At 68.8% G+C, this 16910-nt stretch carries 12 protein-coding genes; 5 read left to right on the top strand and 7 right to left on the bottom strand.

The genetic code is table 11. The features are described from left to right. Positions 1-43: 43 nt before the first annotated feature. Positions 44-3424 carry a type ISP restriction/modification enzyme gene (locus tag AC07DO_RS15595; RefSeq protein ID WP_479059962.1) on the top strand — a complete coding sequence of 1127 codons (3381 nt, stop codon included), beginning with the start codon at positions 44-46 and terminating at the stop codon, positions 3422-3424. Between the two features lie 231 nt (positions 3425-3655). Here the strand turns inward: AC07DO_RS15595 and AC07DO_RS15590 are convergent, their stop codons facing one another. From AC07DO_RS15590 to AC07DO_RS15580, 3 genes are all read right to left on the bottom strand, one after another. Then, positions 3656-5020: a class I SAM-dependent RNA methyltransferase gene (locus AC07DO_RS15590; RefSeq protein WP_479059961.1), complete on the bottom strand. Its 1365-nt coding sequence runs from the start codon at positions 5018-5020 to the stop codon at positions 3656-3658. A 181-nt stretch (positions 5021-5201) separates the two neighbouring features. Then, positions 5202-7271 (bottom strand): APC family permease, encoded by a 2070-nt coding sequence (locus AC07DO_RS15585; protein ID WP_479059959.1) that lies wholly within the window; start codon positions 7269-7271, stop codon positions 5202-5204. Between the two features lie 60 nt (positions 7272-7331). Continuing rightward, positions 7332-9677 (bottom strand): MMPL family transporter, encoded by a 2346-nt coding sequence (locus tag AC07DO_RS15580; protein ID WP_479059958.1) that lies wholly within the window; start codon positions 9675-9677, stop codon positions 7332-7334. Between the two features lie 255 nt (positions 9678-9932). Between AC07DO_RS15580 and AC07DO_RS15575 the strand changes: the two genes are divergently transcribed. From AC07DO_RS15575 to AC07DO_RS15560, 4 genes are all read left to right on the top strand, one after another. Beyond that, a complete protein-coding gene (locus AC07DO_RS15575; RefSeq protein WP_479059957.1) occupies positions 9933-10262 on the top strand; it encodes an ArsR/SmtB family transcription factor in 330 nt (109 codons plus the stop codon). After that, a complete protein-coding gene (locus AC07DO_RS15570) occupies positions 10262-10501 on the top strand; it encodes a hypothetical protein (protein WP_150186657.1) in 240 nt (79 codons plus the stop codon). Before AC07DO_RS15575 ends, AC07DO_RS15570 begins: the two co-directional genes overlap by 1 nt. Positions 10502-10712: 211 nt before the next feature. Further along, complete coding sequence (locus AC07DO_RS15565) at positions 10713-11381, top strand: potassium channel family protein (RefSeq protein WP_150173158.1); 669 nt, start codon at positions 10713-10715, stop codon at positions 11379-11381. After that, positions 11381-12049, top strand: a complete 669-nt coding sequence (locus AC07DO_RS15560; protein WP_268773919.1) for a potassium channel family protein — start codon at positions 11381-11383, stop codon at positions 12047-12049. Before AC07DO_RS15565 ends, AC07DO_RS15560 begins: the two co-directional genes overlap by 1 nt. A gap of 136 nt (positions 12050-12185) precedes the next feature. Here AC07DO_RS15560 and AC07DO_RS15555 read toward each other — a convergent pair whose 3' ends face one another. The 4 genes from AC07DO_RS15555 to AC07DO_RS15540 form a co-directional block, all read right to left on the bottom strand. Beyond that, complete coding sequence (locus AC07DO_RS15555; RefSeq protein ID WP_479059956.1) at positions 12186-12947, bottom strand: DUF3159 domain-containing protein; 762 nt, start codon at positions 12945-12947, stop codon at positions 12186-12188. Between the two features lie 3 nt (positions 12948-12950). Then, positions 12951-13349, bottom strand: a complete 399-nt coding sequence (locus AC07DO_RS15550; protein WP_150173151.1) for an OB-fold nucleic acid binding domain-containing protein — start codon at positions 13347-13349, stop codon at positions 12951-12953. A 168-nt stretch (positions 13350-13517) separates the two neighbouring features. Next, a complete protein-coding gene (locus AC07DO_RS15545; protein ID WP_150173149.1) occupies positions 13518-14201 on the bottom strand; it encodes a response regulator in 684 nt (227 codons plus the stop codon). 38 nt (positions 14202-14239) lie between these two features. After that, positions 14240-16786 (bottom strand): ATP-binding protein, encoded by a 2547-nt coding sequence (locus AC07DO_RS15540; RefSeq protein WP_479059955.1) that lies wholly within the window; start codon positions 16784-16786, stop codon positions 14240-14242. Between the last annotated feature and the right edge of the window lie 124 nt (positions 16787-16910).

Genomic DNA, 16910 nt, shown 5'->3' with positions numbered 1-16910 from the left:
GTATGGGTCTGATCGTCGGCATGGGTGCAACCTTGGGGGGCCGATGGCAAGAGGGGACGCATGGGCGGGGAAGGGCAAGACGGAATCGGTCACGGACCTCGTCGCCCGGTTTGGCGAGGAGGTCCGGGCCAAGCTGCAAGGCCCTGCTGGAAGGGTCAGCAGCAAGGAGGACACTCTCACCGCGCCGGTGGAGCAACTGCTGCGCGGCATGGCCTCACGGCAACGCCTCAAGCTCATAGCCCACGGTCAGAGCCGCATCAAGGAACTCGGGATTCGGCCTGACTTCGCCATCGCCTGCCGCGGCAGGACCATAGGGCACGTCGAGCTGAAACAGCCGGGCTCGGGGGCGGATCCGGAGAAGTGGTCAGTGAAGAGCCACGACCGGAAACAGTGGGAGAAGATCAAAGCCCTCCACAACGTGCTGTACACAGACGGGTACCAGTGGGCGGTCTACCGTTTCGGCGTGCAGGTCGGCCCGACCGGGGTCCTGGTCGGAGACCTGAAATCGGGTAACAGGCAACTCATCGCCCCGGACACCGGTTTCGAGCGCGCCGTGACGCACTTCTTCCTGCCGGCACCCATTGTCCACAGCAGCATCGATGAACTGGTCAGGCGCATCGCGGGCATCTGCGCCCTACTTCGCGACGAGGTCACCGAACGCCTAACCCGCGAGGAGCATGGGAAGGCTGACGCGGCGTTCTCAATCCTGGCAGGCAACTGGAAGGATCTGCTCTTTCCCGACGCCCGTCCGGAGGAGTTCGCGGACCAGTACAGCCAGACCCTGACCTTCGCCGTTCTGCTGGCGCGCCTTGTGCCCATCGATCTCCACCAACTCTCCCTCCCCGAGGTCGCGATCCGATTAGGCAAACGGCACTCCCTGATGGGAAAGGCGCTGGCGGTGCTGACGGACGACGCCCTCGACGATCTGCGAGGGATCATCGATCCTCTGATCGACGTCATATCCGCCGTCGACCCCGAGTTGTTCAAGGATCAGAGCGGGGACGCCTACCTCCACCTGTACGAGGGCTTCCTGAACGCCTACGACCCGGAACTGCGACGCCGGACGGGGACGTACTACACACCCGGCGAGGTCGTCCGTTTCATGGTCGGCTTCACCGACGAGGTGCTGCGTGACCGTCTCGGCCAGACAGACGGGTACGGAAGTGAGGACGTCACCGTGGTCGACCCGGCCATGGGCACCGGGACCTTCCTCATCAACATCATCGACCATGTCGCCAAGTCCCTATCGCTGAAATACGGCCAGGAGCTCAAGTCCGGTCTCCTCCGGGAACTCTCCGGCCGTTTGGTCGGGTTGGAAAAACAGACCGGGCCGTACTCGGTCGCCGAACTCCGTGTGCACCATGCCTTCCAGTCCCACGAAACCGACGCCACACGCCGCCCGCCGAGGCTCTTGGTGGCCGACACACTCGACGATCCCGCCGTCGAACATCACTTGGGCTTCATGTACGAGGCGATCGCCCGCCACCGCCGCTTGGCGAACAGGATCAAGGCGGACGAGAAAGTCATGGTGGTTATCGGGAATCCGCCCTACCTTCGGGGTGCGCGGCAGTCGGGCGTCGGACGGTGGGTCACCGAGGGCAACCCGAACGAGCAGGGCCCGATCCTCGCCCGGTTCCACCCCGAGGACAACGGGCGCATCGGATACGCCCTCGACAACCTTTACGTCTACTTCTGGGCGTGGTCCACCTGGAAGGTCTTCGACCAGGTGACCGCCTCGGGAACGCCGAAGGCCCCCAGTGGGATCGTCGCCCTCATCACCAACTCCGGGTATCTGGACAGCGAAGGCGCGGCCGGCATGCGTCACTACCTGCGTGAGGCCGCCGACGAAGGCTGGATCATCGGTCTCTCCCCCGAAGGGCCGTACTCAGACACACGTACCCGTGTCTTCCAAGGAGTCAAGCGCGAGGTCTGCATCGCCGTCTTCGTCCGTCGGGGGGCACCGGCGACGCAGAGGCCGGCCCGGGTGTGGCGACTCGATGTCCCCGCGGGTACACGCGAGGATAAGTTCGAATGGCTGGAGGGGCTCGGCCTCGACGGCCACCGCGACGGGCCTTCCTGGCAGCTCTGCCCCACACAATGGACCGCGCCATTCCACGTCGCATCCGACGCCGAGTGGTCAGTCATGCCACCGGTAGACGCCTTACTGCCCTGGACGAGCTCCGGAAACAAGAACAATCGCAACTGGCCCGTTTCACCCAGCCGGGACGTTCTGGAGAGGCGCTGGCGCAGGCTCATCCATGCTCCGCCGGAAGCCAAGGCAGCACTGCTGAAAACCACCAGAGACCGCCGTCCGGACAAGCCGGAACCACCACTGCCCGGCCAGCAGGAAAGGGGCACCCTGACGGCGGAGAAGGAGACGGTGCCGGTCATCGTTCCCTACGGCCGGATGACCTTCGACCGGCAATACATCATCGCGGACAGAAGAGTGATCGACTTTCCGCGACCATCCCTATGGTTCGCTCACAACGACCGCCGTCAGATCTACCTCTCCGAGCTCCATACGGAGTCGGGGCGCATCGGTCCGGCTGTGGGGTTCACCGCCCTACTGCCCGACATGCATCACTTCAAAGGCACCGAAGGAGGCCGCGTAGCCCCCCTCTACCGCCACTCTCACCAGGCAGAACCAAACGTGACGCCCGGCCTGTTGCAGGTGCTCACCAAGGTGCAAGGCGTGACGGTCACCGCCGAAGACCTCCTCGCATACATCGCCGGAACGGCCGGCCACAGCGGCTACACCCGACGCTTCTCCGCAAACCTCACCGAGCGAGGCGCCCGTATCCCCCTGACGCGCGACCCAGCGCTGTGGGCGGAGATGGTCGAAGTGGGCAGACGCACGGTGTGGATTCACACGTACGGTCAGCGCTTCGCCTCCCACAACCATGACAGTCCGTCCGGATCGACCCCACGGCTTCCTCCGGAGGAGCAACCGGAACTCGTCGTCGCGATCGGAGAGGACGACGGGCCCCCGGAGGACATCACCTACGACGCACCGACGCGAACCCTCACGGTGGGAACCGGCCGCATACGTCGAGTAGCACCGAAAGTCTGGGACTACCGAATCGGCGGGGTGCAGGTAATTCGCAAGTGGTTCAGCTTCCGCAAACGCAAACCGGACGTGGAGCGGCAGACCCCGTTGAACGACATCCTGCCTCCGACCTGGCCTTCCCGCTGGAGCATCGAACTACTGGACCTCGTTAACGCGCTCGGGCTCCTCGTAGCCCTCGAACCGCGACAGGCCTGGCTTCTGGACGCCGTGAGCAGTGGCCCGCTCATCACCACCGACGACCTCCGGGGCGAGGGCATCCTGCCCGTACCCGCCTACGCAACCAAGGAACCGAAGCCGCCGCGGAGGTCTCGGCGCACTCCCGGACCTGGTCAGGAAAGCCTCGACTTCCCGACATGACATCGCCGGTCACCGGACTCGCGGACCGAATCATCGCTGGATTCGCCACCAACGCCGAGGAAGCGCCACACGCACAAACGATGCATGGTGCGGTCACCCACTCTGGTCCCGATCGGCGAACCGAGCCGGTAGCGCGTCACCGGGCCCGTAAGGACGCCCACTCGGCCCAGATGAATGACCGGAAACAGGTCGAGCGGCCGACGAACACCAGGAAACCGCGGGCCAGGCTGCCTACTTCGCAGGCTCCAAAATCGCCACACACTCCACGTGATGCGTCATCGGAAACAAATCAAACGCCCGAAGCGTCCGCACCCGGTACCCGCCCTCCCGGAAATACCCGATATCCCGCGCCAGCGCAGCCGGGTCGCACGCGACGTACGCGATGCGGCGGGCCCCCAGGCCTGCCACGTGCTTCACCGTCTGCTTGCCCGCGCCCGCGCGGGGCGGGTCCAGGACGATGAGGTCGGCCTCCGTGATGCCCGTGCGCGGGAGGACCGACTCGACCTTGCCCTGTTCGATGCGGACGCGGTCGAAGGACGCGAGGTTGTGGCGGGCGTCCTCCACCGCGCGCTTGCCGGACTCGATGCCGAGCACCGCGCCCTTCTCGCCGACGCGGTCCGCGAGGGCGCCGGCGAAGAGGCCCACGCCGCAGTAGAGGTCCAGGGCCGTGTCGCCCTTGCGCGGGGTGAGGCCCTGCATGACGGCGAGCATCAGGGTCTCCGCCGCCTTCGGGTGGACCTGCCAGAAGCCGCCGCTGCCGACCCGGTACGTGCGGCCGTCGGCGCGTTCGCGGACGAAGGGGCGGCCGTGGACTCGGTGCGTTCCGCCGTCCTTCTCGCCGATCCGCATCACCGAGACCGGCTTGTCCAGCTCGACGATGGGCAGGCGTGCGCCCGGCTTCGGGGCCAGGATCACCTGGCGGTCCTGGGAACCGGACGCAGCGATCGCCTCGATCGACGCCATGCCCGACCAGTCCCGCTGCTCGATGCCCAGCTCCGAGACGCCCTCCGCCGCGATCATGCAGTGCTCGATCGGCTCGACCTCGTGGGAGCGGTGGCGGCGCAGACCGGCGTTGCCGTCCGCGTCGACCGCGTACTGGACGCGCGTGCGCCAGGACGGGACCTCACCGGCCGGGAGCTTGTCGCCCTCCGCCGGCATGACCGTGCCGTCCCAGCCCGCCTCCTCGGGGGTGAGCCCGGCGAGGCGCTGGAGCTGTTCGGCGATGACCTCGCCCTTGAGGCGGCGCTGCGCGCCCGGCTTCGCGTGCTGCCAGTCGCAGCCGCCGCAGCGGCCGGGGCCCGCGTAGGGGCAGGGAGCCTCGACGCGGTCCTTGGACGCCTCCAGGACTTCCACCGCGTCGGCCCGGAGGAAGCGTGCGCCCTCGTCGCCCTCCGTCACGCGCGCGACGACCTTCTCGCCGGGCAGCGCGTGCCGTACGAACAGGACCTGGCCCTCGGCCGTACGGGCGATGCAGTGGCCGCCGTGCGCGACGGGGCCGATCTCGACCTCGTACTCCTTGCCGACCAGCGAGACGCTCGCCTCTGCGGCGTCCGGCGACGAGTTCCCCGCCTGCGGATTGTTCGGTTCTGCCTGCATGGCGGGGTGACTCCACTACGTAAAGGTAAAAGGGGAACGGCCGGACTACAGCCCACCAGTCTACGTGGGTGTCGTCCGGCCGCTCGACCAACAGCGGGAGCCTTACGCGTCAGCCCTCGTCAGCCCTGTTCAGCACTGTTCAGCCCTGTTCAGCGCTTTCTGCTCACGCGTCAGGCCCTCTTCAGCCCTTCTTGCTCGGCTCCTTCTTGTTCTGCTCCTTCGCGCGCCTCGGCTTCTCCACCGGGCCCCGCCGCACCGCACCCGGCGCGTTCCACTCCGAACGCCTGCGGGCCCGCTTCTTCGCGGCCTCGGAGGAGTCCAGCTGGTAGGGGACGGACGTCACCATGACGCCGGGGGTGAAGAGGAGGCGGCCCTTGAGGCGCAGGGCGCTCTGGTTATGGAGCAGGTGCTCGTACCAGTGGCCCACCACGTACTCCGGGATGATCACGCTGACCACGTCGCGCGGGCTCTCCCTGCGCAGGTTCTTGACGTACTCGATGATCGGGCGGGTGATCTCGCGGTACGGCGAGTCGAGGACCTTCAGGGGGACCGTGATGCCGCGGCGCTCCCACTCGTCCTTGAGGGCCTTCGTCTCCGCCGGGTCGACGTTGATGCTGAGGGCCTCCAGCGTGTTGGAGCGCATCAGCTTCGCGTAGGCCAGGGCCCGCAGCGTCGGACGGTGGATCTTGGAGACCAGGACGATCGAGTGCACCCGGGAGGGGCGCATGCTGTCGTCGTTCGGGGTCTCCGGGGCGGCGATCTCCTCGGCCACGCGGTCGTAGTGGCGACGGATCGCCGTCATCGTCACGTAGAAGATGCACATGCCGAGCAGCGCGACCCACGCACCGTGCGTGAACTTGGTGACGAGGACGACGACCAGGACGAGGCCCGTGAAGAACGCGCCGAACGTGTTGATCGCGCGCGAGCGGATCATGTGGCGGCGCTTCGTCTGGTCCTTCTCCTTCGCCAGGTGGCGGTTCCAGTGCCGGACCATGCCGATCTGGCTGAGCGTGAAGGAGACGAAGACGCCGACGATGTAGAGCTGGATGAGGCGGGTCGAGTCCGCGCCGTAGATGACGACGAGGAGCGCGGCCGCGCCCGCGAGCAGCACGATGCCGTTGGAGAACGCGAGGCGGTCGCCGCGGGTGTGCAGCTGGCGCGGCAGGTAGCGGTCCTGGGCGAGGATCGAGCCGAGCAGCGGGAAGCCGTTGTACGCCGTGTTGGCCGCGAGGAACAGGACCAGCGCGGTGGCGGCCGCCAGGACCAGGAAGAGGAAGCTGCCGTGGCCGAAGACCGCCTCCGCGACCTGGGAGATCACGGGGTTCTGGACGTAGTCGCTGCCGACGGGGACGCCGTTGTGGATCAGGTCGTGCGCGGGCTTCTCGGCCATGTGGACGTTGGTCGCCATGGCGAGGCCGATGATGCCGCAGAACATGGTGACGGCCAGGCCGCCCATGAGCGCGAGCGTCGTCGCCGCGTTCTTCGACTTCGGCTTGCGGAAGGCCGGGACGCCGTTGCTGATCGCCTCGACGCCGGTGAGGGCCGCACAGCCCGAGGAGAACGCCCGCAGGAGCAGGAAGATCAGTGCGAAACCGGCCAGGCCCTGGTGCTCGGGCTTGATCTCGTAGTCGGCGGTGGGCGAGTTCATCGTGTCGCCGAGGACGATGCTCCGGAACGCGCCCCACGCGATCATGATGAAGACGCCGGCCACGAAGACGTACGTCGGGATGGCGAAGAGCTTCCCCGACTCCTTCACGCCCCGCAGGTTCATCAGGGTGAGGAGGACGATGACGGCCACCGCGCAGAGCACCTTGTGCTCGACCACGAACGGCACCGCGGACCCGAGGTTCTCGATGCCCGAGGAGATCGACACGGCCACGGTCAGGACGTAGTCGACGAGCAGGGCGCTCGCGACGGTGAGGCCGGCTCTCGGGCCGAGGTTGGTGTTGGCGACCTCGTAGTCGCCACCACCACTCGGGTACTCGCGCACGTTCTGGCGATAGGACGCCACCACGGTGAACATCAGCACGACGACCGCTACGGCGATCCAGGGGCTGAAGTGGTAGGCCGACACACCCGCGATGGAGAGGACCAGGAGGACCTCTCCCGGCGCGTACGCCACGGACGAGAGCGGGTCGGACGCGAAGACGGGGAGTGCGATGCGCTTCGGCAGGAGCGTTTCTCCGAGCCGGTCACTGCGCAGTGCGCGCCCGATGAGGATGCGTTTGGGCACGTCGGTCAGTTTGGACACGGAGAGGATCGTAAGCGTTCGAATGGGGGCGCGCCCACCCACCACCCCCAACTGCTCCTCTTATCTGCCTTGTGCGATCCTGCGCCCCTCCGGATGAGCGGGGCGCGCCTCCGAATGGGGGGCGTACGCGGCATCGGAGTGCCCCGGCTCCCCGTGTACGTCCCCTTGTGCGTCCCCTTGCACGCGGCGCGCCTCCGCCGCCCGCGCCTCCGCCCGGCGTATCGCTCCCGACGGCCACCACGCGGCGCGTCCGAGCAGGAGCAGCGCGGCCGGCAGGATCATGACGCGGATCACGAACGCGTCGAGCAGGACGGCCACCGCGAGGACGAGGCCCATCTGCTTCATCTCCAGGATGTGCAGCATCACGAAGCTCGCGAAGACGGTGACCATGACGATCGCCGCGCTGGTGACGACCTTGGCGGACGACGTGATGCCGTCGATGACCGCCCGCCGCGTGGGCACGCCGTCCAGGGCCGCTTCACGGATGCGGCTGACGACGAAGACCTGGTAGTCCATCGAGAGCCCGAAGAGGATCACGAAGAGAAAGAGCGGTACGCGCGAGGAGATGCCGCCGAGCGAGACGAAGGAGAGCAGTTCCTCCGCCCAGTCGCCCTGGAAGACGAGGACGAGCACGCCGAGCGCGGAGCCGACGGAGAGCAGATTGAGGAAGACGCCGAGCACGCCGAGGACGACGGAGCGGAACGCGAAGACCGTCATCACGAAGGTCATGAGGAGCAGGAAGCCGAGGACGAGCGGCAGCTTGTCGTTCTGGTGTCCTACGTAGTCGGTGCCGCGCGGCACCTCGCCGGTGACGGCCGTCTCCACTCCGGGCAGCTTGCCCACGGTCGCGGGCAGGTAGGTGCGGCGGAGGTGGTCGAGTGAGTCTTCAGCCTTCTTCGAGTACGTCGGGTGCGGAACGTTGAGTTCCAGTGTTGTGGTCCTGCGGTCCTCGGAGGAACGGAGGAGCAGACCGCCGGAGGAGTTTGGGGCGGCCGCGGGGCGCGCGAAGAGCGGGTCCGACTGTGCCCTGCGCTCCAGCGCCCCGAGCGCCTCCCGTACGTCGCCGGCCTGCGAAGCCTCCGCCCGCACCACGACCACGTGCCGCACCCGCTGCTCAGGGAAGGCCTCCAGCAGCCTGTCGTACCCCCGCATCGCCGGGATGTCGCGCGAGAAGCTGTCCCGCGCCGGGTTCTTCAGGTTCATGTCCAGCGCGGGGAGCGCGAGCCCCAGCATCACGAGGACCGAGAGACCGAGCGTGAGCGCGGGGCGCTTGCGGGCGGGGGCGAGCAGGAGGTTCCAGGCCCGGCCCGGCTTCTTCTCCCCGTACGTCCGGACGGACTTCCCCCGTGCGATGCGCTTCGCCGCACGCCGTTCCGCCCGGCGGCCGAGCTTGACCAGGAGCGCGGGCAGCACCGTCACCGAGCTGACCATCGCCACGGCGACGACCAGGATGGTGCCGGTCGCGAGCGAGTCGAAGATGACGTCACGGGCCAGGAAGAGCGCGGTGGTGGAGACGATCACCGCGAGCCCCGAGACGACGATCGCGCGGCCGGCCGTCGCGGCGGCGGCCTCGACCAGCGCCTCCGAGGTGAGGCGGCCGCCCGCGCGGGCCCGCTCCTCCCGTTCGCGCTTGAGGTAGAAGAGCGTGTAGTCGACGCCGACGGCCATGCCGATCAGCAGGATCATGCTCATCCCGACGCCCGTGTCGGGCAGCAGGTGCGACGCGACCATCGCCAGGCCCATCGTCGCCATGATCGAGGTGACGGCGAGCAGCAGCGGTACGCCGACCATGACGACCGAGCCGAAGACCACGGCCAGGGTGATCAGCGTGATGGGCAGCGTGATCGCCTCGGAGAACTGCAGGTCCTTGTTGCGCTGGTCGTCGACGCCCTTGCTCACGGAGGCGTCGCCGGTCTCCTCGATCACGAGGCCGGGGTGGGCCTTCGCGGCCTCGGCGGTCTGGTCCTGGAGCGGCGGGACCCTCTTCTGGTCGTCCTGCTCGGTCCCGGTCAGCTCGACCGGGATCCGCAGGACGCGGCCGTCGGCGGAGGCCACGGGGGCCTTCACCGAGGCGACCTCGGGCAGGGACTTCATGCGCGCCGTGATGTCCTCTACCGCTGCGTCGGCGGCCGCCTTGTCCAGCGGACCCGGCCTGCTCATCGAGCCCGACGCGTCACGGATCAGCACGTGCTCGGTGGACCGCAGCGGAATGCCGCCCTCGGTCGCCAGGGCCTCGGCCCGTCCCGCCTCGCCGACGCGGAAGTCCTCCGCCGTCGCGCTGTTCATGCCCGCGGCGATACCGCCCCCCAGGCAGAGCACCACGAACACCAGCCATCCGATGACCGCTCGCCCTGGGTGCAGCGCGCTCCACCGGGCCACGCGCACCGTGACCGATCGCTTTCTCATGACTTCCCCCGCCTCTTCGTTGATGCGCCGCCGTTCGCGGCGCACTGCGCACTGCGCACTGCGCACTGCGCACCGCTCACTGCGCACTGCTCACCGTTCACTGCTTCATGTGTAAGTGGAGACTGACAGGTGAAGGAACAAGCCGTCAACTGTCGTACGAAGGGCGACTGGAGGCCGGTCCGCGAGAATTGACAGTGGTTCCCGTCATGCGTAAGCCTTGGCTGACAGGTTTCGGGACCAGCGTGAAGGCGGACCATGGACAGCGAAGAGCTGCTCGCCTTCCTCTCCGCCGTCGGCCACGCCCAGCGGATCCGGATCATCACCGAACTCGCCCGGGGGCAGCTGTACGTCAGCGAACTGGCGCGGCGGCTCGGCGTCTCCCGGCCCCTGCTCTACATGCACCTCGAACGCCTGGAGAAGGCCGGTCTCGTCGTCGGACGCCTGGAGCTCTCCGACGACGGCAAGGCGCTCAAGTACTTCGAACTGGCGCCGTTCGACGTCCGGTTGAACGTGGATACGATCCTCGAGGCCGTCCGACAGGACGCGTCGGACGCGGCCGGCCAGCAATCTCCAGAGGGGTCTTAATGGACGACGTGATCATCCCGGTCGCCTTCTTCCTGATACTCGCCGGCGCGATCGTCGCCGTCGCGTACTTCCAGACGCAGCGCAACCGCGAGCGCGACCGGCAGTACGCCGAGGCCATGCACGAGTACCGCGAGGCCGTCGAGCGTGCCCGATCCGAGCAGGAGTCGACCCGCCTCCAGCTCGTCGAACTCGGCCACCGCCTGCAGAACGTCGAGAGCCTGCTGCGGAGCGTCGACTGACCTCTCACCTCCAGCGACCCCCCTTCGCGCCTCCCCGGGTGAGCGCGCGGGTGAGTACGCGGGTGAGTCGAGGGACCCGTCGCGGCTTAAGCTCGTCTCTTGGCAACGCCGCACGCTGTTGCCCCGTGGTTGCCGGCACAGTGACAGAAAAGAGTGAGCAGGATGTTTTCGCAGGTCAGCGGGATGACCAGGAGTGCGGGGTAAAGGACAGGTGCACATCGTCATCATGGGCTGCGGGAGAGTCGGCTCCGCTCTCGCCCAGAACCTGGAACAACAGGGGCACACGGTCGCCGTCGTCGACCAGGACCCCACGGCCTTCCGCCGTCTCGGGGCCGGGTTCGGGGGCCGCCGCGTGACCGGCGTCGGCTTCGACCAGGACACCCTGCGCGAGGCCGGCATCGAGGAGGCGGGCGCCTTCGCCGCCGTCTCCAGCGGCGACAACTCGAACATCATCGCCGCCCGCGTGGCCCGCGAGATGTTCGGCATCGAGAACGTCGCGGCCCGCATCTACGACCCGCGCCGCGCCGAGGTCTACCAGCGCCTCGGCATCCCCACGGTCGCCACGGTCCGCTGGACCGCCGACCAGATGCTGCGCAGGCTGCTGCCGTCCGGCGCCGAGCCGCTGTGGCGCGACCCCACCGGCGGGGTGCAGCTCGCGGAGGTGCACGCGTCGCCCGCGTGGATCGGACACAAGATCAGCCAGCTCCAGGAGGAGACGGGCGTACGCGTCGCCTTCCTCACCCGGCTGGGCGAGGCGGTCCTGCCGACCTCACAGACGGTCCTGCAGGAAGGCGACCTGGTGCACGTCATGATGCGCACCGACCAGGTCGACAAGGTCGAAGCCGCGTTCGCCGAAGGCCCCGAGGAGGGCGGTCACTGATGAGGGTCGCCATTGCCGGAGCCGGCGCGGTGGGACGTTCCATCGCCGGTGAGCTCCTGGAGAACGGCCACGAGGTCCTTCTCATCGACAAGGCGCCGACCGCCATCTCGGTCGAGCGCGTCCCGCAGGCCGAGTGGCTGCTCGCCGACGCCTGTGAGATCACCTCGCTCGACGAGGCCGCGTTGCAGCGCTGCAACGTCGTGATCGCCGCGACCGGCGACGACAAGGTCAACCTCGTCGTCTCGCTGCTCGCCAAGACGGAGTACGGCGTCCCGCGGGTCGTCGCCCGGGTGAACAACCCCAAGAACGAGTGGCTCTTCAACGAGTCCTGGGGCGTCGACGTCGCGGTCTCCACCCCGCGCCTGATGTCCGCGCTCGTCGAGGAGGCGGTGAGCGTCGGCGACCTCGTGCGGCTGCTCCGCTTCAGCCACGGCGACGCGAACCTCGTCGAGCTGACGCTACCGCCCGAGTCGGCCCTCGCGGGCACGCAGGTCGGCGACGTGCAGTGGCCCGAGGACACCTCGCTGGTCACGATCATCCGCGGTACGCGCGTCCTCGCGCCGACCGCGGACGACTCCCTCGAAGCGGGGGACGAGCTTCTCTTCGTCGCGGCGCAGGCTCGCGAGGAGCAGCTCGAGGATCTGCTGTCGGTGCGGCGCGAGAGCTAGCCCCGGGGCTCTGTACGTGGATGGGGGGCGCCCGGCGATTGCCGGGCGCCCCCCATCTCGTATGTCCGCTGCGGGTGCGTCGTGACTGGGCGCGCAGTTCCCCGCGCCCCTGGAGCGGCCCCAAAGGGGCGCTCCATCACGCCTCTCGGCGCTCCCGCTCCCGTTCCGCCTTGCGCTCCTCCTCCGCCTTCTCGGCGGCCTCCATCTCGGCGAAGACGTCGATCGGCGGCGGGGCCTTCGCCAGGAAGACCCAGGTCAGGTAGACGGCGAGGAGGAACGGGGGGATCTTCAGGGCGATGAGGACCCAGCCGAACTGCGTGGTGTCCGCCCACCAGTACAGCGGGAAGAGGATCGCGCACTTGGCGAGCAGGATCAGGCCCCAGGCCCAGCTGGCCTTCGCGTACGCCTTCTTGCGGCCCGGGTTGCGGGTGCGCCAGGAGAGGTTCTCCTTGAAGACCGGGCCGAGGATGAGGCCGATCAGCGGGACGCCCGCGAGGGTCGTGATCATGTACGCCAGGGCAAGACCGAGGGTGTAGAGCATGCCCGGCAGGTAGAAGTCCTTGGCGTTGCCGGTCATCATCGCGAAGACCACGCCGAAGGCGACCCCGAAGACACCGCTGAAGGCGTGCTTGACGGTGTCTTTCATGACCAGGCGGACCACCACGAGCACCACGGACACCGCGAGGGCCGCGATGGCCGACATGTGCAGGTCCTTGTTGATCGTGAAGATGGTCACGAAGAGCAGACCGGGAAGAACGGTCTCCACCATGCCCCGCACGCCGCCGAAGGCTTCGAAGAGCGCTGCCTCGGTCACGGCCCTGGAATCCGCGTCCTGGTCCCCGTTCCCGTGGTCCGTCGGCGCGTTCCCGTGGTCCGTCGGCTTGTCGAGGGACGTCACCGGCTACTCCCGTCCGAGGGGTCTGAGTTCGTACTTCGGGTTGAAGAGCACCCGGCGGCCCCGGCTCTCCGAGATCCGGCCGGACGCGATCAGCCTGCGCCCCGGTTCGATTCCCACGATGGAACGCCTGCCGAGCCACACCACGTCCAGCGCCGCCGAACCGTCGAACAGCTCGGCCTCCAGGGCGGGAACCCCGGCGCGTGGTCGCAGAGTGACCGTGCGCAAGGTACCAGTAACGGTGACGATCTGGCGGTCGCGGCAGTCGCCGATGCGGACGCAGCCCGCTGTCTCGGCGTCCTCCCGCAGCTCCTCCGACTCCAGATCCTCCTGGGAGGAGGAGAGCCGGTCGAGCATGCGCCGGAAACGGCCCGCCGGCTTGTCGGAACCAGAAACAGCACTCATACAGGAAGCGTACCGGGGGCCGCCGACACAGCGGAAAGGGGTGCGCTCATCTGTGCTTATGTCTGCTCACTACCCGCGGCTGTGCCCGCTGAAGCGACCGATCCGGTCAGTTTCCGATCGGTCGGTTTCCGATCGGTCGGTTTCCGAGCCGGTCACTTCTTGAAGCGGTCACTTCTCGAACCGGTATCCCATCCCGGGCTCCGTGATGAAGTGCCGCGGGTGCGCGGGGTCCGTCTCCAGCTTGCGGCGCAGCTGCGCCATGTAGACGCGCAAGTAGTTCGTCTCCGTCCCGTAGGAGGGCCCCCAGACCTCCTGGAGCAGCTGCTTCTGGCTGACCAGGCGGCCGGTGTTGCGTACCAGCACCTCCAGGAGGTGCCACTCCGTGGGAGTGAGGCGTACGTCGCGACCGCCGCGGTTGACCTTCTTGGCGGCCAGGTCGACGGAGAAGTCGCCGGTGTCGACCATCGCGTCGTCGTCGCCCGTCCCGGTGGGCTCCGCCCTGCGCACGGCGGCGCGCAGCCGGGCGAGGAGTTCGTCCATGCCGAAGGGCTTGGTCACGTAGTCGTCGGCGCCCGCGTCGAGCGCCTCGACCTTCTCGTCCGAGCTGTGCCGGGCGGAGAGGACCAGGATGGGGACGCGCGTCCAGCCGCGCAGGCCCTTGATGACCTCCACGCCGTCCATGTCGGGCAGACCGAGGTCGAGCACGATCACGTCGGGGTGGCGGGCCGCGGCGACCTGCAGCGCGGTGGCGCCGTCGGGGGCCGAGTCCACGTCGTACTTGCGCGCCTTCAGGTTGATCACGAGGGCGCGTACGATCTGCGGCTCGTCGTCGACCACGAGCACCCGGGTCATGCGTACCTGCCTATCTTCGTTTCCGTGGTTTCCGGTGGTCACGAGGTGACCTGGGACGACAGTTCGGGGCGGACCGGTGGGCGTCCGGTCGCCGCCCGCAGGGTGAGGACCATGGTGAGGCCGCCGCCGGGGGTGTCCTCGGCGGCCAGTGTGCCGCCCATGGCCTCGACGAAGCCGCGCGCGACGGCGAGGCCGAGGCCCACGCCGGCACCCCGCGGAGCGTCACCGTAGCGCTGGAAGGGGGCGAAGATGCGGTCTTTGGCGCTGTCGGGCACGCCGGGCCCCCGGTCGACGACACGGATCTCGACGCGCTCGCCGAGGGCGCTCGCGGAGACCTTGACGGGCTGTTCTTCGGGGGCGTACTTCACGGCGTTCTCGACGATGTTGGCGACCGCACGCTCCAGGAGGCCCTTGTCGACGGCGACCATGGGCAGCGTCTCGGGGATGTCCAGTTCCGCGCTGCCGTCGGGGACGCCGCCGAGCGCCATGGGGACGACCTCGTCGAGGTCGACCTCGCGGATCAGCGGGGTGACGGTGCCGGTCTGGAGCCGGGACATGTCGAGGAGGTTCCCGACGAGGTGTTCCAGGCGGTCGGCGCCCGCCTCGATGCCTTCGAGGAGTTCCGCCTCGTCCTCGTCGGACCACTCGACGTCGTCGGAGCGCAGGGAGGACACGGCGGCCTTGATGCCCGCGAGCGGGGTGCGCAGGTCGTGGCTGACGGCGGCGAGCAGGGCGGTGCGGATGCGGTTGCCCTCGGCGAGGGTGCGGGCCTGGTCGGCCTCGGACTGGAGGCGCTGGCGGTCCAGGACGACGGCGGCCTGCGCGGCGAAGGCGGCGAGTACGCGGCGGTCCTCGGCGGGCAGGACCCGGCCCGAGAGGGCGAGCGCCATGTGGTCGCCGACGGGCATGTCCACGTCGGCCTCCTCGGGACGTTCCAGCGGGCGCCCGTCGCCGACGCTGCCCGCGCAGGTCCACGGGTCGGTGTCGCCCGCGCGCTCCAGGAGGGCGACGGACTCCATCGCGAAGGTCTCGCGGACACGTTCGAGGAGGGCCTCGAGGCTGGTCTCGCCGCGCAGCACGCTGCCGGCGAGGAAGGAGAGTATCTCCGCCTCGGCCCGCAGCCGGGCGGCCTGGTGGGTGCGGCGGGCCGCGAGGTCCACGACGGAGGCCACCGACACGGCGACGCCGACGAACACCGCGATGGCCACGATGTTCTTGTTGTTGGAGACCGTCCACAGGTGCAGCGGCGGCGTGAAGTAGTAGTTGAGGAGCAGCGAGCCGACGGCCGCCGACGCGAGCGCCGGGAGGAGTCCGCCGACCAGTGCGGCGGCGACCGTGAGCGTCAGGAACAGCAGCATGTCGTTGGCGAGGCCGAGGTCCGCGTCGATGTGGGTGAGCAGCACCGTCAGGAGCGTGGGCCCGGCGACGCCGACGAGCCAGCCCCAGATGGCCCGGGACCTGCCGAGGCGCGCGCCGCGGGCGACGGGCAGGCCGCGCCCCTTGGCGACCTCGCCGTGCGTGACGATGTGCACGTCCAGGTCGGGTCCCGAGTCGCGGGCGACGGTCGCGCCGACGCCGGGCCCGAAGACGTACTGCCAGGTCTTGCGGCGCGAGGAGCCGAGGACGATCTGTGTGGCGTTGACACCGCGGGCGAAGTCGAGGAGGGCGGCCGGTATGTCGTCGCCGATGACGTGGTGGAAGGTGCCGCCGAGGTCTTCGACGAGGGTGCGCTGGACGGCGAGTTCCTTGGGGGACGCGCCGGTCAGGCCGTCGCTGCGGGCGATGTAGACGGCGAGGATCTCGCTGCCGGAGCCCTTGGCGGCCATGCGGGAGGCGCGGCGGATCAGGGTGCGGCCCTCGGGGCCGCCGGTCAGGCCGACGACGATGCGTTCGCGGGCCTGCCAGGTGGAGCGGATGTTGTGCTCGCCGCGGTACTGCTGGAGGTACTCGTCGACGCGGTCGGCGACCCAGAGCAGCGCGAGCTCGCGCAGAGCCGTGAGGTTGCCGGGCCGGAAGTAGTTGGAGAGGGAGGCGTCGATGCGGTCGGACTTGTAGATGTTGCCGTGCGCCATGCGGCGGCGCAGCGCCTGTGGCGACATGTCGACCAGTTCGATCTGGTCGGCGCGGCGCACCACCTCGTCCGGCACCGTCTCCTTCTGCCGCACGCCGGTGATCGACTCGACGACGTCGCCGAGCGACTCCAGGTGCTGGATGTTGACGGTGGAGACGACGTCGATACCGGCGGTGAGGAGTTCCTCGACGTCCTGCCAGCGCTTGGCGTTGCGGGAGCCGGGGACGTTGGTGTGGGCGAGTTCGTCGACGAGGGCGACCGCGGGGGCGCGCTCCAGGACCGCGTCGACGTCCATCTCGGTGAACGCGGTGCCGCGGTACTCCAGGTCCTTGCGGGTCACCTGTTCCAGGCCGTGCAGCATCACCTCGGTGCGCGGCCGGTCGTGGTGCTCCACAAAGGCGACCACGCAGTCGGTGCCGCGCTCGACGCGGCGGTGGGCCTCGGAGAGCATCGCGTACGTCTTGCCGACGCCCGGTGCCGCACCGAGGTAGATCCGAAGCTTGCCGCGTGCCATGGCCTCATTGTCTTCCCGAAACTGCTGTGTACGCAGCGTCGACCTTACGGCCAACAATTCCGGCAATACGGACGAGGGGGTACGGGGGCGCTGTCCTTGACACAACCCTGATGGGTCGGGGCGG

Source organism: Streptomyces sp. NPDC045678 (genome assembly GCF_056432085.1).
This window is presented reverse-complemented; position numbering and strand designations above follow the sequence as displayed.